Annotated in this window: 15 protein-coding genes; 9 read left to right on the top strand and 6 right to left on the bottom strand. The window is 38.7% G+C overall.

What is annotated here, in order from left to right:
- From ACWITO_RS10225 to ACWITO_RS10195, 7 genes are all read left to right on the top strand, one after another.
- On the top strand, positions 1–759 hold a 759-nt coding region (locus ACWITO_RS10225), incomplete at its 5' end, for a PD-(D/E)XK nuclease domain-containing protein (RefSeq protein ID WP_448529895.1).
- The gene (locus tag ACWITO_RS10220; protein ID WP_448529894.1) at positions 743–1,528 is read left to right on the top strand and encodes an alpha/beta fold hydrolase; all 786 of its coding nucleotides are present in this window, start codon (positions 743–745) and stop codon (positions 1,526–1,528) included. The genes ACWITO_RS10225 and ACWITO_RS10220, both read left to right, overlap by 17 nt.
- Before the next feature lie 84 nt (positions 1,529–1,612).
- Positions 1,613–2,206, top strand: coding sequence for a ribosome biogenesis GTP-binding protein YihA/YsxC (yihA, locus tag ACWITO_RS10215; RefSeq protein WP_448529893.1), 594 nt, complete (start codon positions 1,613–1,615; stop codon positions 2,204–2,206).
- A gap of 61 nt (positions 2,207–2,267) precedes the next feature.
- A complete protein-coding gene (locus tag ACWITO_RS10210; protein WP_448529892.1) occupies positions 2,268–2,990 on the top strand; it encodes a DUF5606 family protein in 723 nt (240 codons plus the stop codon).
- Between the two features lie 51 nt (positions 2,991–3,041).
- On the top strand, positions 3,042–4,658 hold the full coding sequence (locus tag ACWITO_RS10205) for a DEAD/DEAH box helicase (protein WP_448529891.1): 1,617 nt from the start codon (positions 3,042–3,044) through the stop codon (positions 4,656–4,658).
- A 66-nt stretch (positions 4,659–4,724) separates the two neighbouring features.
- Positions 4,725–5,117, top strand: a complete 393-nt coding sequence (locus tag ACWITO_RS10200; protein WP_448529890.1) for a hypothetical protein — start codon at positions 4,725–4,727, stop codon at positions 5,115–5,117.
- A gap of 271 nt (positions 5,118–5,388) precedes the next feature.
- Positions 5,389–9,315, top strand: a complete 3,927-nt coding sequence (locus tag ACWITO_RS10195) for an ATP-binding protein (protein ID WP_448529889.1) — start codon at positions 5,389–5,391, stop codon at positions 9,313–9,315.
- A gap of 54 nt (positions 9,316–9,369) precedes the next feature.
- Here the strand turns inward: ACWITO_RS10195 and ACWITO_RS10190 are convergent, their stop codons facing one another.
- From ACWITO_RS10190 to ACWITO_RS10180, 3 genes are read right to left on the bottom strand one after another with little or no spacing between them, the layout of a single operon-like run.
- Positions 9,370–9,996, bottom strand: a complete 627-nt coding sequence (locus ACWITO_RS10190; RefSeq protein ID WP_448529888.1) for a class I SAM-dependent methyltransferase — start codon at positions 9,994–9,996, stop codon at positions 9,370–9,372.
- Positions 9,997–10,029: 33 nt separating this feature from the next.
- Entirely contained in the window at positions 10,030–10,980 is a 951-nt protein-coding gene (locus ACWITO_RS10185; RefSeq protein WP_448529887.1) for a glycosyltransferase family 2 protein, read from the bottom strand.
- A gap of 24 nt (positions 10,981–11,004) precedes the next feature.
- Entirely contained in the window at positions 11,005–11,727 is a 723-nt protein-coding gene (locus tag ACWITO_RS10180; protein WP_448529886.1) for a WbqC family protein, read from the bottom strand.
- A gap of 140 nt (positions 11,728–11,867) precedes the next feature.
- On the opposite strand from ACWITO_RS10180, the gene ACWITO_RS10175 reads away from it, so the two are divergent.
- The gene (locus tag ACWITO_RS10175) at positions 11,868–13,400 is read left to right on the top strand and encodes a magnesium chelatase (RefSeq protein WP_448529885.1); all 1,533 of its coding nucleotides are present in this window, start codon (positions 11,868–11,870) and stop codon (positions 13,398–13,400) included.
- Between the two features lie 109 nt (positions 13,401–13,509).
- A complete protein-coding gene (locus ACWITO_RS10170) occupies positions 13,510–13,722 on the top strand; it encodes a hypothetical protein (protein WP_448529884.1) in 213 nt (70 codons plus the stop codon).
- 121 nt (positions 13,723–13,843) lie between these two features.
- Here the strand turns inward: ACWITO_RS10170 and galE are convergent, their stop codons facing one another.
- The 3 genes from galE to ACWITO_RS10155 form a co-directional block, all read right to left on the bottom strand.
- Positions 13,844–14,863 carry a UDP-glucose 4-epimerase GalE gene (gene galE, locus ACWITO_RS10165; RefSeq protein WP_448529883.1) on the bottom strand — a complete coding sequence of 340 codons (1,020 nt, stop codon included), beginning with the start codon at positions 14,861–14,863 and terminating at the stop codon, positions 13,844–13,846.
- 54 nt (positions 14,864–14,917) lie between these two features.
- A complete protein-coding gene (locus ACWITO_RS10160; protein ID WP_448529882.1) occupies positions 14,918–15,643 on the bottom strand; it encodes a YARHG domain-containing protein in 726 nt (241 codons plus the stop codon).
- A 150-nt stretch (positions 15,644–15,793) separates the two neighbouring features.
- Positions 15,794–21,298, bottom strand: a complete 5,505-nt coding sequence (locus ACWITO_RS10155) for an alpha-2-macroglobulin family protein (protein WP_448529881.1) — start codon at positions 21,296–21,298, stop codon at positions 15,794–15,796.
- Positions 21,299–21,544 lie beyond the last annotated feature (246 nt).

The following is a 21,544-nucleotide window of genomic DNA, read 5'->3' as shown; positions in this document are numbered from 1 at the left end:
CTCAAACAGATGTTCAAAGTAGCGAATTTGCAGGCAAACTTGCAGGTTTTGGAGGAAGTTTTAGAAAAAGGCATTGTAGAAAGCGAGCAGATATATCAGTTTCATTTTGAAAAAGACTTCGGCAAGAAGGAATTTGTAAATTTTTTGTTTTACTTAGGAAATCTTACCTTGCAAGAAGTGTATTCTAATGGGATATTGGCTTTCAGAGTTCCCAATAAGGTGATAGAGGAATTATATTGGAAGTTTTATTCGGAAGTTTTGCAAGGGTATGCAGGTTTGAGCTACTTTCAGGACGAAGTACAAATGGCAGTATCGGAAATGGCTCTTACAGGTAATCCTGAAAAGTTTTTTGCTTTGATAGAAAAGTTACTGCAAAAACTTTCAAATCGCGATTTTATTCGTTTTGATGAAAAACATATCAAAATGATTTTTGTGGCTTATTTGGTGCAGTCAAATATTTTTTGGGTGCAAAGCGAAAGAGAAATTGAGGGTGGCAAGTATATTGATTTAGAACTTTTTATTCGTCCCAACAACCCCAATACGCATCATCAGTTTGCATTAGAACTGAAATATTTGAAAAAAGAACAAGAAAATTTGCTGAAAGCTACAATGCAAGAGGCAAAAAAACAATTATGGGCGTATTACACTGATGATGAAGTTTTACAAGGTAAGGAGCTATTGCATTTGTGGGCTATAGTGGTAGTAAAGAATAAAGTATTTTTTGAAAAAATCCCCTTGATAAATGCCTCAAACGGGTGAGTATTTGCAAATAGAAAATCTACAATGCCTGCAAATTGGCACAGGTAAAAAATGTATGCTGGCTTTTCACGGCTTTGGGCAAAACCCGCAGGTATTTGAATACTTGGAAAATACTTTGCCCGAATACACAATTTTTAGCTTTGATTTGCTTTCGTTTGGTAGAGAGCCTTCCAAAAGCCAAGTGTTGAAACTTTTTGAAAAATTTTTCCAAAAACAACAGATAGAAAAATTTAATCTGCTTGCTTTTAGTATTGGGGCAAAGGTGGCTTTGGTTATTCTTGAAAATTTTAGTGAGAAAATTGAGAAAATTACGCTTGTAGCTCCCGATGGCTTCCAGAAGCGTTTTTGGTATAAATTTGCCACTTCTTTGTGGGGAAAACCACTTTTTTGGCAATTTGTACGCCACCCTCAATGGATTTATCCCATTGCTAATTTTCTAAGTAAAATATCTTTGATTTCCAAAGTAAAATATAGACAAATTAAAAACTTTACAGATACGCCTCCCAAACGCTTGCTTTTATGGAAAACTTGGCTTTCACAAAAAAATTTTTCTCCACAACTGAAAAATATTAGTCAGATTTTGGCTCAGAAAACAATGAAAATGCAAATTTTTTTGGCACATCAGGACGAGCTTTGTCCCGAACAGCCTATTATAGCTTTTGCTAATAGCCAAGAATCGGTTTTTTTGCTTTCTACTTTGCACAAACATCACCGAATTTTGCAAGAAGTTTTGAAAGATAGTAGATTTGCAGAATTTATGAATAGCTGAGTTAGGTCTAATTTGTGTTAGAAACGGGAAGCAAGATGTTAGACACTATTCTTTGAATTTATTGAACTCCAATCCTTTGAAATTATGGAAGCAAAATTTGTGAAAAGTAGCGTTAGTTTAGAGCAATGTCCGCCCGCCAATAAACCCGAATATGCTTTTATTGGACGTTCTAATGTGGGCAAATCTTCATTGATAAACGCTTTGGTGGGGCAAAAAAATTTGGCTAAAACTTCCCAAACACCTGGCAAAACACAGCATATCAATCATTTTCTTATAGAAAACGCTTGGTATTTGGTAGATTTGCCTGGATATGGCTATGCCAAAGTGAGCCAAAAAGAACGCGAGCATTGGGAAAAAATGATAAAAAATTACTTGCTAAAACGTGAAAATTTGCTTTGTACGCTTGCACTCATAGATTTACGCTTGCCTCCACAAGCTAATGACATTGAGTTTTTGCTTTGGCTTGGGCAGAATGCTTTGCCTTTCGTTATCGTTTTTACGAAAGCAGATAAACTTTCTCAATTGCAACAAAGCAAACAAGAAAATTTGTACAAAGAAGAACTTTTGCAATATTTTGAAACATTCCCTCGTTATTTTGTTACTTCGGCAGAAAAAAAGCAAGGATTGGAGGAGCTAAAACTCTTTTTGTACGAATTAAATCAAAATTTCAACAGATAAATTTGTCTTTTCGCAAGGAATGTTTTAGCTTTGTAGCCCTTTTTGAAAAAATAGCGTAATTATGGAATTAAAAGAAATCGCCGCAATTTCGGGAAAAGAAGGTTTATTTCGTATCTTAAAGCCTGCTCGTTCAGGGGTAATTGTAGAAACTTTAGACGCTCAAAAACGTAAAATGGCTGTGGGCGTTTCCGAAAAAGTTTCTATCTTGAAAGAAATTTCTATCTACACTACTACCCAAGAAGGCTCTGTTGCATTGGAGGAGGTTTTATTCAAAATACACGAAAAATATCAAGGCTCTTTGCCTATCAATGCCAAAGCCGATAGTGCCGATTTGATGGCTTTCATTGAGGAGGTTTTGCCTGAATACAATAGCGAAAAAGTATATCCCTCTGATGTGAAAAAACTCGTAAAATGGTACGAAATTCTCTTTCGCGAAGCCCCCGACGTATTGGTAAAGAAAGAAGAAACACCCGTAGAAAGTACAGAAACACCCGCAACCGAAACGGAGGTTCAGGTAGTAGATAATACACCCGCTCAAACCACCGAAGTTGAAAATAAAGTAGAGGAGCCTGCAATCGAAGAGAAACCCAAGAAAACACGTTCTACCAAAAAGAAAACAGAAACCACCGAAGTTGAAAATAAAGTAGAGGAGCCTGCAACCGAAGAGAAACCCAAGAAAACACGCTCTACCAAAAAGAAAACTGAAACTACCCAAGAGCAAGAAACTACTTCGGAAACAGAAAAGCCTAAAAAGAAATCTACCAAAACCAAAAAAGAAGCATAACCCTAAAAGCGAGAGTTAGCCTCTCGTTTTTTCATTTAATATAGCAAGATGATGAAATTCACAGAATTAAACCTTTCTGAAAGCCTATTAAAGGCAGTTGCCGATATGGGCTTTACAGAGCCTTCTCCTATTCAGAAGGAAGCTATTCCTTTGGCTTTACAAGGAAAAGATATAGTTGGAATGGCACAGACAGGCACGGGGAAAACCGCCGCTTTCGCTATTCCTTCCTTAGAGAAAATTAACGAAAAAAGTAAAAATCCGCAGGTATTGGTACTTTGTCCTACTCGCGAGCTGGCTTTGCAAGTAAGTGAAGAGTTTGAAAAACTCGCCAAATACAAAAAAATTCGTGTCGTTACGCTGTATGGCGGAGACCCTATCGACCGCCAAATTCGTGCTTTGAAAGCAGGAGTGCAGGTGGTAGTAGGTACGCCCGGGCGTATCATTGACCACTTGGAGAGAGGAACTTTCCAAACCGAGCATATCCATACCGTTGTGTTGGACGAGGCAGACGAGATGTTGGATATGGGTTTTAGAGAAGATATTGAAGCCATTTTGGAAGAAATGCCTTTTGAACGCCAAACTTTGCTTTTTTCGGCTACTATGTCCAAGCCTATTTTGGCTATTGTACAGAAGTTCCAGAATGAGCCACAAATTGTAAAGGTTATTCGCAACGAGCTAACTGCCGAAAATATTGAGCAACTCTTTTATGAAATCAAAGCTACTGCCAAATTGGAGGTGATGTGTCGCTTGATAGATTTTTACAATTTACAGCAAGTGATTGTTTTTTGCAATACCAAGAAAAAATCTGATGAAGTGGCTTTGGAACTGGTAGAGAGGGGCTATAAAACCGAAGCCATACACGGCGATTTGAGCCAAAGACAAAGAGAAAAAGTAATGAAGCAGTTTCGTGATGGAGCTATCAATGTTTTAGTGGCTACTGATGTAGCGGCTCGTGGCATTGATGTTTCGGGGGTTGATGCCGTTTTCAATTATGATATACCCTTAGACCCTGAATATTATGTACATAGAATAGGTAGAACGGGTAGAGCAGGCAAATCGGGGAAGGCTTTTACCTTTGTAGTAGGCAGAGAGTTTTTCCGCTTGCGTGAAATTCAGGATTTTACTAAAAAGCAAATCAAAAGAGGGGTAGTACCTTCTATTGAAGATTTGATAGGTATCAAGCAAGCCCAGTTTGTAGAAAAAGTTGCGTCTATCGCACAAAACGAAGATTTAAGCACTTTTGAACCTTTGCTCACACAACTTCGCCACGCAGGCTTAAAAGACGAAGCCATTATCAAAGCCCTGATACAAATGCAATGGCAACATCAAAAAACAGAGTATCTGGATATAGAAATCCAAGATTTTAAGGCAAGTAAAGAAAATTCAAAAGAAAAAAGTTTTGGCAAAGAAAAAGAAAGACGAACAGCAAACAAAAATATGGTTCGTTTGTTTTTGAATGTAGGCAAAATGGATAGGGTACGCCCTAATGATATTGTTGGGGCTTTTACAGGTGAAACAGGGATAGCTTTCAAAAATATTGGGCAAATTGATATTTTGGAAAAGTTTTCTTTTGTAGAAGTAGCCAAAGAAGATGCTCCCAAAGTTATCAAGAAGATGAAAAATGCAACCATCAAGGGCAAACCTGTAAATATTGAACTGGCAAGATAAAATTGCCTTTTTTGCGGATTTTGTTTTCGTATAAATTTTTTGTAGATTTGCTTCAAAATGTTTAGTATGTTGCGAAAGCTTGGGATTTTCGGTGTTTTGTTCTACATAGTGGTAGCTTGTCAGAAAAAAGAGGAAATAAATGTATGTAGAACTACTCAACCTTTTGTAGTAGAGCGTATTACAGACCCCAGCGGTTTGCCTTTTGTACCCTATGCCATACAAGAATGGTCTTTGTTTTTAGCAGAAAAAGACTATGAATGGAAAGACAAAAATCAAGTAATACAAGAATTTGGGGAGTATAAATTTGATGCAAGTACTCTGGATTTAACTTTTATTCCTGCAACACGCAGTTTTTTCACCGATACCACTAAGGCTTATCGTTTTAAGGCAGAATACAATTGCAACGAATTAGTTTTGCGTTCCGATTCGCTTGCAGTTTTCGTGTATTTGAAAAGATAGAGGAGTGTATTTGCCTCAAAGTCAAATTATTTATATGGAAAGCTGAATGTATTTTGAACGCAAGTTTATTTGTAGGTTCATAAGTTTGAGGTTTTAGGGTATAATAGTTCAAAAATCTCAAACTTGAAAACCTAAACTTTTTCAAATCTGCTTTCATAAATAATTTTGTAATGCTTCTAAATCAAGGCTGAAATATTTTGCAAATTCATTTAGGATTTGTAAATTTCACAAGATTTTTGTTTTCGTTCCACACAAATAAAAATTTATTGTTATGAAACGTTTTAGAACTACATACATTGTAGCTCTTGTGATTGTAGCTGTTTTCGTGATTTTAGCGGAGGTAGCTGTACAACTCGGTTTTACGGCTTCGGAAGAAGATGCAAAACTTATCAACATAGCCAGCAGGCAAAGGGCTTTGGTGCAAAAAATTGCCAAAAGTTCTGTTATTTTATCTCAAACTAGTAGTATAGATACTTTCCAAACCTACAAAAAAGAGCTTTCTGAAAGTTTGGATTTGTGGCAAAAATCTCATCAGGCACTTTTGAAAGGAGATATGGTGATAGGCATCAAAAGCCCCAAAAATTCTCCTGTTACTATGCAAAAGTTTCAAGAGTTGCAACCTTTTTATGAGCAAATCCAAACTGCCGCTACGGCTATTGCCGCCAACGATTATTCTTTGGTAGTAAGTGATGAAACCAAAAAACTTGAAATAAAAAATAATGCAGGAATTATTTTGGAAAATGAAGCCAAGTATTTCCCCATTATGAATGAAATTGTGGGGCAGTACGAAAAAGAAGCCAAAGGACGTACGGATACAACTGCTCTAATAGCTTGGAGTGTGGGAGTTACCATTTTAGGCGTCTTGTTACTTTTGGCAATATTTTATTTTGCTCCTGTAACTCGCAAAATGGAGGAGTTTATTGATGAATTGGAAAGGAAAAACAAGAAAATGCTTCAATCGGAAGAAGAACTGCGTAAGATTACAGAGGAGCAATTGAAACTGAACGAGGATTTGTTTGTAGCTCAAAAGCAAGTACAAGAACAAAACGAAAAGTTGAAAAAGGCAGAAGAGGAAACTCGTTTGGCTCTTGAACGTCAGGAACGTACTAACCAGAAACTTTTAGTTGCTCAAAGAGAATTACAAAAGACATTGATTGAGCAAAATCGCATCAATCAGCAACTTATTGCCGCCCAAGAAGAAGCTCAAAAGAAAGCAAGAGAACTTGAAAAAACGGAGCAAGAAATGAGGCAACTCATTGACGCCCAAATGGAAATGAACGAAAAGTTATTTTTGGCACAAAAACAAGAAGAAAAAACTAAAAATGAACTGGCTACCACGGTTCAGAAGCAAGATGCTCTGAACAGAATATTGCAAAAGTCAATTCTGACGAATAGCTCTAATTTCAACGAATTTTTAGAATTTACCATTGATGTTTTGAGTGAAATCAAGTTTTTGGAGCTTTTGCCTGGGGTAGGTATTTTCTTAGAAAAAGAAGGTGAAAGCGAAACGTATGAGCTCGTAAGGCAAAAAAATATTAGCCCTAAAATCCAAGAACTTTGCCACAACATCAAAACAGGACAATGTTTGTGCGGTTTGGCTATCAAAACCAAAGAAACCCAATATGCTCATTGCGTAGATGAACGCCATACTACTCGTTTTGAAGGCATTAAAGAACACGGACACTACAATATCCCAATTCTCTATCAGGAGGAGGCATTGGGAGCATTGGTGGTGTATTTACCTCACGGACACAAACGGGAGCAAAGTGAAATAGATTTCTTGGAAGCTGTTACGAATATTGTTGCTTCTACTTTTATCAAAGTAAGAAATGAAAAAGAACTGCAAGCTACTATGGAAAGAGTAGCTCGCTCTGAAAAAGAAATGCGTCAGCTTGCGGAAGCTCAATTGGAAACGAATGAAAGGCTTTTACTTGCTCAAAGAGAAATTGAAAATTCTAAAAAGGAATTAGAAGAAGCTTTGTCAAAAGCCGCTCGCTCAGAGCAAGAGATGCGTTTGCTTGCGGAAGCTCAATTGGAGGCTAATGAAAGGCTACTTTTGGCTCAAAGGGAAGCAGAAAAATCTAAAAAAGAGTTGGAAGAAACTCTTGAACAGCAAAAAGTGATTACTAGCAGTTTGGCTCTTGCTCAAAAAGAATTGAGCAGACGTGCCGAAGAACTTGAAAAAGCCGAACGTGAAATGAGGCAACTCGCTGAAGCTCAATTGGAGGCAAACGAAAAACTTTTGCTTGCCCAAAAAGCTGAAAAAGAGCGTCAGATAAAATTAGAAAAATACAATACCATCCTCACCAAACTTTCAACTAAGCCTTTTGATAAATATGGTAGCTTGGAAAAAGCATTTCAAGCAATTACAGAGGCGGCGTCAGAAGGCTTGGGTATTGAAAGAGTAAGTATTTGGGACTATACAGGTGCAAGTATTATCTCTCACGATTTATTTGAAAAAACAAAAAATCAGCACTCGGCGGGTGTGGAACTCTTTGCCAAAGACTTCCCTGCTTATTTCGAAGGGGTACAAAGTGGTTTGGCTATTGTAGCTAATGATGCTCACACGCACCCATATACTTATGAATTTTCGGAAGTTTATCTCAAACCTTTGGGTATCAACTCTATGCTTGATGTACCTATCCGTGTAGCAGGGCAACTGAAGGGGGTGCTTTGTTGCGAGTATGTAGGCAAAGATTTCAAACAATGGACTTTGGAAGATGAAAACTTTGCTCGTTCTATTTCTGAAATTATTTCGCTAATGATAGAGGCGGATAAGCGTAAAAAAGCAGAGGAGGAGTTACAGATTGCTTTTGAAAACCTTAAAAAATCTCAAAAAGAAATTGAACGCTTGGCTCTTGTGGCTTCCAAAACGGATAATGCCATTATTATCACTGATGCCAATGGCTTGATAGAATGGGCAAATGAAGGTTTTGAAAGACTGACAGAATACAAGTTGGAAGAAGTAAAAGGCAAAAAACCGGGTTCATTTTTGCAAGGTGAAAAAACAAATCCTGCTGATGTATTTGCCATTCGTCAGGGAATTGCTTCGCTCAAATCTTTCTATCAAGAAATTTACAACTACTCCAAATCGGGTAGGGGCTACTGGTTGGGCATCAATATTACGCCTCTCTTTGATGAACAAAATAATCTTACAGGTTTTATTGCTATTGAAAGTGATATTACTGAACGTAAGCAGGCTGAAATAGAACTTCAAAATGCTCTGGAAAAAGCTAAAAAGGCAGAAGATGATATGCGTTCTTTGGCAGAGGCTCAATTAGAAGCCAATGAAAGGCTGATGATGGCTGAAAAACAACTCAAAGAAACCTTAGAGCTTGAGAAAAAGCAAAAAGAAGAGCTTGATAGACTGGTGGCACAGCTCAAAGAAACCCAAGGACAACTTGTACATAACGAGAAAATGGCTTCGCTAGGGCAACTTACGGCGGGTATTGCCCACGAAATCAATAACCCTATCAATTTTGTGTATAATGGTATTGATACCCTCAAAATTTCTTTGGACGACCTGATGGAGATTGTCAAAAAGTACAATGAATTAGACTCCGCCAACGGCAACAAAGAGGAAATTATCCAAGAAGCCAAAGAACTTAAAGACCAATTAGGCTTTGAAGATTTGACGCAAGATATTGAGCATCTGGTTGCCGACATCAAAAAAGGTGCAATACGCACTATGGAAATTGTGAAAGGCTTGCGTATATTCAGCCGTCTTGATGAAGAAGAACGCAAAATGGCAAATATCAAAGAGGCACTTGAATCTACGCTTATTCTGCTCAACAACAAAATGAAGGGTAGAATAGAAGTCAAGAGATACTATGATGAAACAATGCCTGAAATTCTTTGCTATCCGGGTCAGCTCAATCAGGTATTTATGAATATCCTTAACAATGCTATTCAGGCGATACCTGAAGATAGAAAAGACGGCGAAATTACCATTTACACCGAAAATCAGGCTGAAAATGTGATTATTCGTATCAAAGACAATGGCGTGGGAATGAGCGAACAGGTAAAACGCCGAATTTTTGAGCCTTTCTTTACCACCAAGCCTGTTGGGGTAGGTACGGGTTTAGGGCTTTCTATTACTTTTGGTATCATTGAAAAGCATAATGGGCAAATATTCGTAAATAGCGAGGAAGGTAAAGGAACAGAATTTGTTATTCAATTGCCCAAAGAGAGAATTTAGACCTCTTACTTCAAATATGAGCAACAACATCACTATTGGGTGATGTTGTTGCTTTTATTTTCTTACCAAAATAGTGAAATCAAACATTTGGTAATCGTGCAGAAGGGCAACATCACGAGAAAAATTCCGCATACAATAGTCAAACATAAAGCAAGGATTGGCATAGTATAGGTCGGGGCGTTGTTTTTCTTTATCCGAATAGCTGGTAAGCATATTGAAAGCAAAACCTTTAAGGCTCTTTTCGTGCATTATATCCAAAGTTTCTAAGATATAGCCCAAAAATTCGTATTCTTTCAACTCTAATTTTTTATTAAAAATACCACTTGCTACGATATAATCTGCTTCTTTCATTTCTTTTGGGTGCTGAATAAGCTGAAACGTAGCAAAATTAAGGTGGGCATAGGTTTTGTGAGCTTGCTCAATCATAGCAGGGGCAAGGTCGTAGCCGTAAAAGGTAAAATTTTGAAAGCCTTTTTTTTGCATAAATTCGGCTAATGCTCCATAACCACAACCCAAATCTGCAATGCTGAAAGGAGCATTGGGTGGCAAAATTTTCAGCAGTTGTTCAAATCTGCCTATTTGGGCTTTTTCATCTTTCCAATTTACGCCTTGGGCAGTAGAGCCGTGCAAAGCAAGTTGCTCGGCATAAAACTCGTTCAGTGTTTCTAATATTTTTTGCATAATTTTGGTGATAAATTTCAAAAAATCTCAAATTTAGAGGCTCTTGCTTTCAATTTCTACGCTATGCCTTTCATACACATTCCTAATAATGCTTCTGGGTCTTTGTTTGATTTCCAAGAAAATTTTTGCCAAATAAATACCCAAAATACCGATACTGAAAAGAATTAAGCCTCCAATAGCCCAAATAGAAACGGCAAGACTTGTCCAACCCTCAATTTTTTCATCATAAGCAAAATACTGATAAAAAGCCCAAGCAATATAGCCCAAAGCAAAAAGTGTAATAAACAAGCCCAAATAAAAAACAAAATACAAAGGCTTATGACTTACAGAAGTTATGGTATTGAGAGCAATCTGAAATTTGCGTTTGAGCGTATAGGTAGAACTGCCCTTGAAACCTTTGCTTACAACCACAGCCTTTTGTTTGAAGCCCGCCATCTGAAAAATACACCACAAATCCATTTCTCGTTCGGGATATTGCAAAAGAGCTTGCACGTATTTTCGGCTCATTAGGCGGGCAGTGAGCGTATTGGCGGGGTATTCAATATCCGAAATAAGGCTAAATAGTTTGTAATACACTTTGCCGCTTGTTTTTTCAAACCAATTGCCCTTCCGTTTTTCTTGAACACCATAAATAACATCAAAATCGGGATTTTGCTCCAAGGTTTGCCAGTAGGTTAGTAGCAATTCGGGGGCTTCTTCAAGGTCGCTATCAATCAGAAAAATCCAATCGCCTGTGGCGTTTTGCAGGGCAGTAAGCAAAGCAGGGTGATGACCAAAATTGCGAGAAAGTTCTATGACTTTTACATTTTCGTCTTTTTGGGCAAGCAAAATCGCCTTTGCTAGTGAGTTATCAGGCGAGCCATCATTGACAAAAATAATTTCATAGGCACAAGGGATTTGTTTGAGGCAAGCAAGGGTTCGGTTGTAAAATTCTTGTATGTAGTTTTCGGAGTAATAAAGCGTAGTAAGAACAGAAATTTTCATAAACAAGAAAAATGAATTGAAAACTCAAAATACAGGTGCAAAATTTCTTTTTTCTGAAAAAGATTTCATAAAACGGGGGGCATTGAAACCTTCATTAAAAAGCAAATCTACAATGGAAACTTCGTGAATAAAATCGCCGTAAAGTTGAGTATATTCGGGATAGCCGCTGTAATCCAGATAGCAAACCTTGATGCCACGAGCATTGAAAAGAGTTTCATCAAGATAATTTTTGGCTGAAGCCCCTGTGTAATACTCGGTAGCATTGAGTTGCTGACAAATATCAATCAATCTTTCATTTTTGCCATTTTGGCAAATAGGAAAATCTTTTGAAAAATAAATAGGGGTCTGTATGCCTAATATTTTACAAACCATACGAATAAGCTCTACGTTGATTTCAGAAAGCATTAAATGCTGGGTATTTAGGTAAAATTCTTGCAAAATAGGAGCAATTTGCTCAAAACATTTGGCTTTCTTGTAGTTGTGTTCAAGGGTTTTCCAATGTTTTTTTGCCCAATCTTTTTCGCTAATTTCTACTTCTTGTATTTTCTGAAAAAAATTACCTTTCACTTTCACAGGAACGGTGAGCCAATGGGTTCCTTGGGGTGTTTTGATGATATTGCGGTTTCGCCAATCGCGTTTGGTGTATTGAGCTTCATCATACAAAACAACTACATCAACTTGGTGGATAGCATCAAAATAGCCCTTCCAAGGAATGTAATTGGATTGCGTAATGATGACTTTACACATACTTGTAAAAAAAATTAAGTGAGCAAACAATAAATTTGAAATTTTTTCGTTGCACAAAACTTTTGCAAGATAGTAAATTTTTGCTTTTGAAAAACAATCTTTGCACAAATGCGTTTTAATGGAAATAATTAACAATTCCGATGAAATCTACACAAAGTTTGCTTTCCTTGCAGACTCTCGGCGAACTGAAAGCCGCAGGGTATCAGGTGCGTTCTATCAAAGAAGAATTACGAGAAAATCTTATTCGTAAAATTCGCCAACACGAAAACCCATTTGAAGGCATTTGGGGCTATGAGGAAACCGTTATTCCTGATATAGAGCGGGCAATTCTCTCCAAACATCATATTATACTTTTGGGCTTGCGTGGGCAAGCAAAAACACGCATTGCCCGCCTAATGGTAAATTTACTTGATGAGTATATCCCTGTGGTAGCAGGTTCAGAACTCAACGATGACCCTTTCAATCCTATTTCTCGTTATGCCAAAGACCTTATTGCCGAAAAAGGCGATGCAACGCCCATCGCTTGGCTTCATAGGTCGGAACGTTATGCCGAAAAATTAGCTACGCCTGATGTATCGGTAGCTGACCTTATTGGCGATGCTGACCCTATCAAAGCCGCCAGCCTCAAACTTCCTTATTCCGATGAGCGTGTCATTCATTTTGGGCTTATACCTCGCTCACATCGCTGTATTTTCGTCATCAACGAACTTCCCGACTTACAGGCTCGCATTCAGGTTGCTTTGTTCAATATTTTGCAGGAAGGGGATATTCAAATCAGAGGTTTTAAGATGCGTTTGCCGCTAGATATTCAGTTTGTTTTTACTGCCAATCCCGAAGATTATACGAACCGAGGCTCTATTGTTACTCCTCTCAAAGACCGCATTGATAGTCAAATTCTCACGCATTATCCCAAAAGCATTGATATCGGAAAGAAAATCACCGCCCAAGAGGCACATCTTGCCCGAGAGCAAAAAGATAGAGTGCAAGTGAGCGAGCTACTACGTAACCTCATTGAACAAGTTGCCGTAGAAGCCCGACAAAGTGAGTACATTGATGCTAAAAGTGGTGTTTCGGCACGCCTGACGATTTCAGCTTTGGAAAATCTGGTGAGTGCCGCCGAAAGACGCTTGCTTTTGAATAATGAAACACAGACTTATGCTCGTATTGGCGATTTGATAGGGGTAATACCTTCTATTACAGGTAAAATTGAGCTTGTTTATGAAGGTGAGCAAGAAGGTACGGCAAATGTAGCCCAACATCTTATATCCAAAGCTATTCGCACTCAATTTGTGCAGTATTTTCCTGAACCCGAAAAAGCCAAAAAAATGAAAGACAAAAATCCATATCACGAAATTTTGGAGTGGTTTGGTGCAGGAAACACTTTGGATTTACTCAACGAGGCTTCTAATGAAAGCTATCGCCGCGAATTACGAAAAGTAAAAGGTTTGGAAAATTTAGTGCAAAGCACTTTCAAGAACCTTATAGAAAATGAAAAATTTTTGATGATGGAATTTGCTTTACACGGACTTGCCGAATATTCGCAACTTTCCAAGAAAATGCTTACCCGAAGCCTTCAATTTTCAGATTTGCTTTCAGGAATGTTCAATACCAAAGATTTCGGCAAGTTTGATGATGAAGATGATGATGAATTTGATTGGAAAAAAAGAAAGTGAAGTAGGAAACATAAATCAAGAAATTAGGAGAGATTGGGATTTCAAATATCAAATCCTCACTCTAAACTTTCTGAAAGTAAATTTTTACACCTAAAAAATGCTTATTATTATGCGAAAAATTCGTTTGCCCTTGCTTATATCCACGCTGTATGTGTTGGTATATGCTACAACGCCCTACTGGACGCCTGAATATGTTACCGCTACAATGTATTTTCTTTCGCCTTTTGTAGTGTTGTATTTGGTTTGGGTGGTTCTTACCAAAGGCGAGCCTTCTCATCTGACCTTTGAAGAGGCTTTTTATGAGGATTTTGCAGGAAAGTAGTAATAAAAACAGGAAACAAGAAGCAGGAAACAGGATACAAGACTAAAAAATCTATAAAGTTTTGATTTTGAAACTTCAATCTCCCAGTTTCTTATTCTTATTTTTACGCTTGCTTTCCGTTTTATAGTGTTTGCTTATGGATAGCTTGTTCCCAACGCCAAGCATCGGCAAGGGCATCGGCAAGGCTTCTTTGGGCTTTCCAACCCAAAATTTTTTCAGCTTTGCGGGCATCGGCATAAATGGCTGTAACATCACCACTGCGGCGAGGAGCAAACTGATAGGGCAAAGTTTTACCACTTACTTGCTCAAAAGTTTGAATAACCTCTAATACCGAGTTACCTGTGCCTGTACCTACATTGATAAAATCAATGAAACTACCCTTTTGATTTTGCAAAAATTGAAGTGCTTTTACGTGGGCTTCGGCAAGGTCGCATACGTGTATGAAATCGCGTATGCACGTGCCATCAGGAGTGGGGTAATCTTTGCCAAAAACATTCAAGAAGGGGCGTTTGCCAATCGCTGTTTGTGTAATATAAGGTACGAGATTATTTGGCACGCCACGTGGCAACTCTCCGATAAGTGCCGATGGGTGAGCCCCAATAGGATTGAAATATCGCAAAGAAATGATTTGCAAATCCGCTTGACTTCTTACTACATCTTGCAAAATCTCCTCACCAATTTGTTTGGTATTGCCATAAGGCGAAAAAGCAGGTAGCACCGCGTTGTTTTCATCTACGGGCAACTTTTCGGTTTGTCCGTATACGGTGCAAGAAGAAGAAAAAACCAACTTCTGCACCGAAAATTTTTGCATTATTTTCAGCAGATTGATAAGCGAGAAAAGATTGTTTTCATAATATTTGAGCGGCTCGGCAACCGATTCGCCAACGGCTTTGTAAGCGGCAAAATGAATAACCCCTTCAAGGCTATGCTCTTGGAAAACTTTTTCCATTGCCGCATAATCGTTGCAATCGGCTTGGTAAAACGTAACTTTTTGTTTGATAATTTGCTCAATGCGGTCTTTGATAAATAGCTCTGAATTGCTCAAATTATCCACAATAATAGGCGTAAAGCCTTCTTCTACCAAAGCCACTACCGTATGCGAGCCAATGAAACCCAGCCCGCCTGTAACGAGTATGTTCATAGCGAATTTTTTGGACAAAAATAGCTAATAATTTGAAAAGAGAAGATAGATTGGCTAACGTTTTTTACTTTCTACAGCCCGAATAGTCGCCAAGTTTTTCTTTTCAATATCGGTAAAAAAGACTTCTGAATTAGATACAAAATTGAGCGAGCCTCTTTCTGTAAAATACTTCTTCCATTTAGGATTTTGAAAATTATGATTATATTGAGCAAATAGTTCGTTTCGCATAATTTCAAGTTCCGCTTTGCTGTAACGTGCCAAGTCTTTTTCGGAAAGAACTTTTTCAGAGGTGAAAGCAAACTGCCTTTTGAAGTTTGGGGCTTTCAGCAAGCTGAGAAAAAAATCGTTAGCATTGCTATAATTGTGCTTTTTAGTAACTGAGCAACCCTCTTCGCCTATTGTTACGAGCATTTTGGTTGATAAAGATTTAGGATTTTTGTTGAGCTTTGCCTCGTATGAGTCGTAAATGGTTTGGGCGGCTACCATAACAACTTGGGCATTGGGGGCTGGAACAAACTCCCACATATAATCGTAAGTAATTTCAGTTTCCCCTTTGCTATTGGTATTCCAAGTGCCTTTGGCTACGCCGCCTGTTAGGAGGCTAGCTTCTTCGCCCAAAGCCCAAACGGCTATTACTTGCTTATCAGAGAAAAAGTAGTAGTCGTAATCGCCACTGGCACAATGAGAACCCACAACTACCAGCCCAGCGGGTGATTTTTGGGAATAGCCAAATAAACTAAAAACAAAAACAAATACCAATAGCATTGTAAGATTTTTCATCGTTGAGGTTTTGGTGGATTAGACTTTGATTGTGTGTTTAAGTTGATTTTATATCAGCGAAAGCATTGCTATCCGCAACGCTCTCGCTTTATTTTTACGCAAATTAAAAGTTTTTGGAAAAAAATGCTAACTTATATGGCAAAAACTTTTTTATTTCCTTGCTTCTATTTCCTCGTTTTTGTTTGGGAACTTTAGTTTTTTGCTGGAAATTTTTATTTTTCTTGCTCCCGAATAAGAGTGATATTCGTCAGCGTACATTGCTTCGGCGGCGATAGCCCCCATCTGGAACTCTCCGAGCGAAACAGCTCGCACCATATAGTAGTAGTTTTTCACCTTGCCTGTGGCTTCGCAGAAAATATGAATTTTATCGTCGCGAATGTCTGCATAATCGGCTTGCGAAGCATCTTTTATCCAAGGTAGCTGGATAGCCTCTATTAGGCGAGGGTTTTCAATTTCAAAACCCGCAGGCAGTAGGTCTGAAATGGCTACATTAGGGATATTTTCGCCTTTTTCGGTTTGTATGCTGACTTTAATAACTACCAAGTCGTTTTGCTCAAACTCACCATTTTTGATTTCTTGCCCTGCTCGGTTGTAGAAAGTGCGTCTAACCTTCAAATAGCTATCTCTTTCTCTGATTTGAGGGCTTTTCTCCAAACCTTGCACTTTCCAGAAATAATACAAATTACCCTTGCCCGAAACATTGGCACTGATATTTTTAGGGGCAAAGCTACTAAATTCCAAAGCCAAATCTTCGCCTGCAAATTGGGCAATCTCTTTGCCATCAAGTTTCAAAGAGGCTTTCAAATCTGTTTTTTCGGCTTGTTTGGCAAGTTTTCCAAGAGCCAGCAAAGCAAAAGCTGTTTCTTGGGTGTTCATAAATTTCTGAGAACGCAAAACATCAGATATTCGCTTGCTCATTGTAGGCACTTGGGAATTTTGAGGCTCTACTTCTAAAAGAGCATTCAAGGCAATGGCTTCATCACGAACAAAAGAGTAAAAATTGCCACTCAAAGCGTTTTGAGAGCGTTCTCCTGAAAAACTCTTTGGCAGTAGGGCATTATACGAAGCCTTGTCGCCCATTAGCAGGTAGCTTGCGGCAAGCAGGTAGCGGCTATCCAGAGCCAGCATTGCACTATTGGCTTTGCAATAATTCATTATTGCAATATCGCCCCTACGCATTAGGGCAAGTACATAGAGCGTGTAAGGAACGTCCTTGCTAATGATAGTACGATTTTGCAAGCGGTTTTGCTCATCATAATATAGGTAACGTTCTGTATGTTTTTCTCGTACTTTGACTTGCAGATATTTGCTTAGTCGTTCTAAAAAGGCTTCATTTACATTGTAGCCTGCCTTTTGGGCTTCGTACAAGAAATGTGCCGCATAAGCACTGCCCCACCAACTTTCATAATTGCCCCCAGGCCAGTAGCTCAATGCTCCGTTAAACATTTGCATTGTTTGCAAACGCATAATGGCTTCTTGTACGTAATAGCGACTTTCTGATGCGGAACTGCCTGCGTATTTGCCCGATTTTTTGAGCTTGCGAGAAAGTTCGGCAAGGTAGAGTTGCGGGAAAGCCGTAGAAATAGTCTGCTCTACACAGCCGTAGGGGTAGGCAAGCAAGTAGTCCAAGTTATCGGAAAATTCTGCTATGGGTGATTTGGAAAGTACCAAAGTGGCTTTTGCAGTAGAAGGAATAAAAGGGTGTTGTAGGCTGATGCCTTGATTACCTGCTTGCAAAGTTCCGAAACCCACTTTTTTCTGCAAGGGTACAGCAGAACGCACTGCAATATCTGTTTTTTCTTCAAATTTGCGGTTTTGGTTTGCAAAACTTATAGTAATTTGGGTATTGCCTACAAAATCGGTAGCCCTGACCTTGAAAAAGGCTTGATTTTCGCTATTGGCATCAATACCAAGAGCAACTTGCGAGTTACCTATAATCTGCAATCCTTCGCCTACACTTATTTGAGCCGTACCTGTGAAGGTTTGTGTAGTGGTATTGGCAAAAGTAGCAGGAATAAGCACTTCGTCGTTGGGGGCAAGGAAGCGAGGAATCCCCGAAGCAATCACGATAGGGTCGGCAACTTTCATTGATTTGGCATTGCCTCCAAAGCGAGAACCCTTGTAAGCTACTGCCATAATTCGCAAACTACCCGAAAATTGGGGTATCTGAATGGTATAACTTGCTTCGCCTGCCGAGTTGGTTTTCAGAATACCACTCCAAAAAGTAGTGAGTTTAACACGTTTATTGGAAAGAGGGTTGTTGGTGTTTGTCTTGACTTTCTGCTCCATTAAAGCCTCGCCACCACCTCCTACACTACTTTTATTGGGTTTGAGTTCGGGGAAAAGGCGAGGGTAGAGGTCATAGGCTTCTACTTCTAAGGCTCTTTTTTGGAAAAAGTATTCCAAAGGATTGGGGTTTTGGAAATTTTTGATTTGTAAAATGCCCTCATCTACAACAGCAAGCACTACTTCGGCATTGCTTTCAGAAGTTTTGACCTTGATGGTTTGCAAGGTATTGGAATATGAACTTTCTTGTGCCTGAATACTGACATCAATTTTGTGGCGAGTAGGTTCTACTTTCAGAGGCAAATAGCCGTGAGCCACTGTAAGTGGCAAAGTGGAATTGGAAAGCGGTTTAATCAACGTTGCCGAAATGTAAATATTGGGTAAATAATCGTCAGCTACTCGCAAATTGAAGCTGGCGGCTTTTTTTTCGGTTTCCAAATAAAAATGTTGAAGCACCTTGTTGCGTTCAATGGTTACAAGCAATCTGCCTTCAAAAGGCGTTTTGAAAAGTAATTTGGCGGTTTCTCCAATTTTATAGGTTTCTTTATCGGCGGTAATATCTACTTCTCCTTCTTTGTTGATTTCAAAAGAGGTGTAATCGGTCATTCCCCAAGCGTAGGCGTAGAAATGATGTGATACATAACTGCTACTGTTTTCATTGCGTACTCGCAACTCGTACTCTCCCGAATGTACAAGACGTAGCGGGTAGCTTGCTTTTCCTGTAATGCGAATTTTCTGCTCACTAATAACTTTTTCCTTTTTGTTGGAAACATAGCGAACATTTTCCGAGTAGTAATCTCTTTCCAAGGTATTTTGCCATTCGTATCGTACTACTTGCACCACCGCAGAAGTTTCAACGCTCTTGCCATTTTTATCCAAAGCTACAAGCGAGATATTTTGCTCCTGATAGGCATCAAAGTATTCGCTGGCTCTTTCAATACCTAAAAAAACATCTTGCGTAGGAACTTCAACTACTTCGCCCTTACGGACAGGTCTGCCTGTTTCATCAAAAACGGTGGTATAAAGATACCCTTCTAAAAGTCCTTGATTTTCAAGGGTTTCAGAGATTTCAAATTCAGCTTTTAGCTCGCCTTCTGGGGTAGTAATTCCTTCTGCAAGTTTTGAGCCCAAATAGCTATCTTTGCCAGTGGTTTCAAACTTGTATTTTTCGTAACCTTTGGGGGTAAAAACTTTTCGTTTTACAAGAAACTCTACCTGATAGCTACGACCAGCGGCAGGCGTGCCGTAGAGGTTCAGGGCAGTGCCTTGCAAGATAACTTTATCGCCTGCTCTGTAAAAGGATTTATCCGTTTTCTGAACAATTTTGAGCCTATCGGGCATAAATTCTTCTACGCTGATATTTTGCGAATTGAGCAGAATATCATTGAAGGTCATTACTTCCATTTTGTATAAGCCTGTGAGGGCATCTTCGGGCAGACGCAAACTGCCTTCCCAAGCACCCTCTTGGTTGAGTGTGCCTTTGAGGGTAGCAAGCTCTTTGCCGTTGGGCATTGTAAAACGCACTTTCAAAGGCATTTTTTCCACTTTCCACTCTTCGTTTCGTACAAGCACCAAAAAGTTGATTTTTTCGCCAGGGCGATACAAATCTCTTTCCAAGTTTACAAAAGCCTGATAGGGGGCTTCATTGCTTCGTAAGCCACCTACATCATAGCGAGAGGTTTCTACGCGACTTTTTTCTAAATTCAAGAAAGTGAAATCATCATCATTGAGGGCGGTTATCATTCCCAAGCGAAAATCGGGGTATTTCTCTTTCAGGTTTCCTACTTTGGCAATGCCGTTTTCATCGGTTGTAGTTTCGGCTAATGTTTGGTTATTTTGGCTCAAAACTTTAATTTTTACGTTTTTGAGCGGCTTGGCATCTAAAATACTATTGGCAAAAATCCAAACTTCGTCGTTATTTTCTTTGGCAATTAAACCAACATCAGAAACTGCTACCAATTTGAAAGCCTTTTCATACTGGTTTTCTTTGGAGCCTACTACTACTGCATACACTCCTTTGAACTCTTTGAGTTTTTCGGTACTGATATTGAGCAAATGAATACCATTCTGGGTTGCAGGCAAGCGTTCTACTTCATAGCTTTGTTTGGAAATAAGTGTTCCATATCTTTCGTAAGGGTTGCTATTGCCGTAGCCGTAATTGTAAGTTGTTTCACTTTCAAGGTTATACTGATAGTTTTCCAAAAAAGCAAGCAAGTTGTTTTCGTAGATTTTGTAAATTTCAACCTCAATTTCAGGAATATTCACCACTTTTACACCAATATTTTTCTGCCCTTTGGAAGAAAGGTACATTGCTTTTTTTTCTGTAAAAGTTACTTGGGGTTGTATTTTGCCAAAAGAAATGGTTTGGCTATAATCTTGTTCTAAAAATCCGCCTGCAATACCTTTCAGCTCGGAGCTGATGCGTAGTTCATACGTTTTGGCTGTTTCAAAATTACCTGTAATTTTTAAGCCCTGCGGGTGAGGTGTGAAAGTGAGTTTTTCGTAAGGAATAGCTGTTGTGGGTGTTTCTTCTGCATCTGTTTCCCAATAATAGGAGGTTGGCTTTTGTTGGGCTTGCAGAGTAATGTATTTGCTAAAATTATCTGTGGCGAGGGCTTGGTTAGTTTTCACCAAAATAAAAGGCTCTAATCCTTCAAATTCGCTTTCAACACTTAAAATTTCTAAGTTTTCTTTGCGGGTGAGTGTGATATTTTTTTTAAAAACTTCTTGGGTTTTATAGTCGCTTTCGCCGCAGGAAAGACCTTTATCAATTTTTACATTTACTTCGTTGCCACCGAGTTCTTGCAGGGCTACTTCAATGAGCCTATCGGGAGAAAGCGTAACCAAACGATAGGAGAGAGCCTTGTTTTGGGCAGAAACGGTGAGCAACTTTTGCAACTCTTGCGGATTGACTTTGTAATTGAATTGCAAATGCAAACGCATTTCAGGCGAGCCGTTTTGGTTGCCCCAGAAAGAGCTAACTTCGTTGAGGGTGAGTAGTGGTGTATGGAAATCCAGAGATTTGGTTTTCAGGCTTATTTTTTCGGCAGATTTGAAATGTTTTTCCTGAAACTCGGCTTGGTATTTGGTAGAGCTCTTAAAACCTGTTTCAGGGGAAAATAAAAGCTCATTTTTTGCCACCCATTTGAATTTTCCTCTGACAAATGGCGAAAATTTAATATAGGCAGTGGTATCCCACCGATTGAGCAGGGTATCGCTGACTATATCCTTATTGAACTTGAAAATTAGGTTTTGTTGCTGACTAATTTCAGCGTCAAAGTTTTTACCGCTAATTTTTACTTGATTGCCACCGCAAGAGGCAAGCCCTGCCAGAAGCACAATAAACAATAAAAAACGCTTGAAGTTCATAATTTTGAAGGTTTTGAAAGGGAAAAGCTATGCTTAAAGAAATATTTGCTTGAATTTAAGCAAAAATCGTGAGAAATGAAAATTTTTTCTGTTTTTTGTGGGAATTTCTTGTTTTTGCAGAGAAAAAAATTTCAAAGAGCCGTAAAATTGATTTTTTTGAAAGGATTACACTAAATTGCAGTCCGAATTTACATTGAAATTTTTGTAAAGCGATTGGGAAATAAGAAGCAGGAAACAGGATTTAGA

It is taken from the genome of Raineya sp., from assembly GCF_053497555.1.
This window is presented reverse-complemented; position numbering and strand designations above follow the sequence as displayed.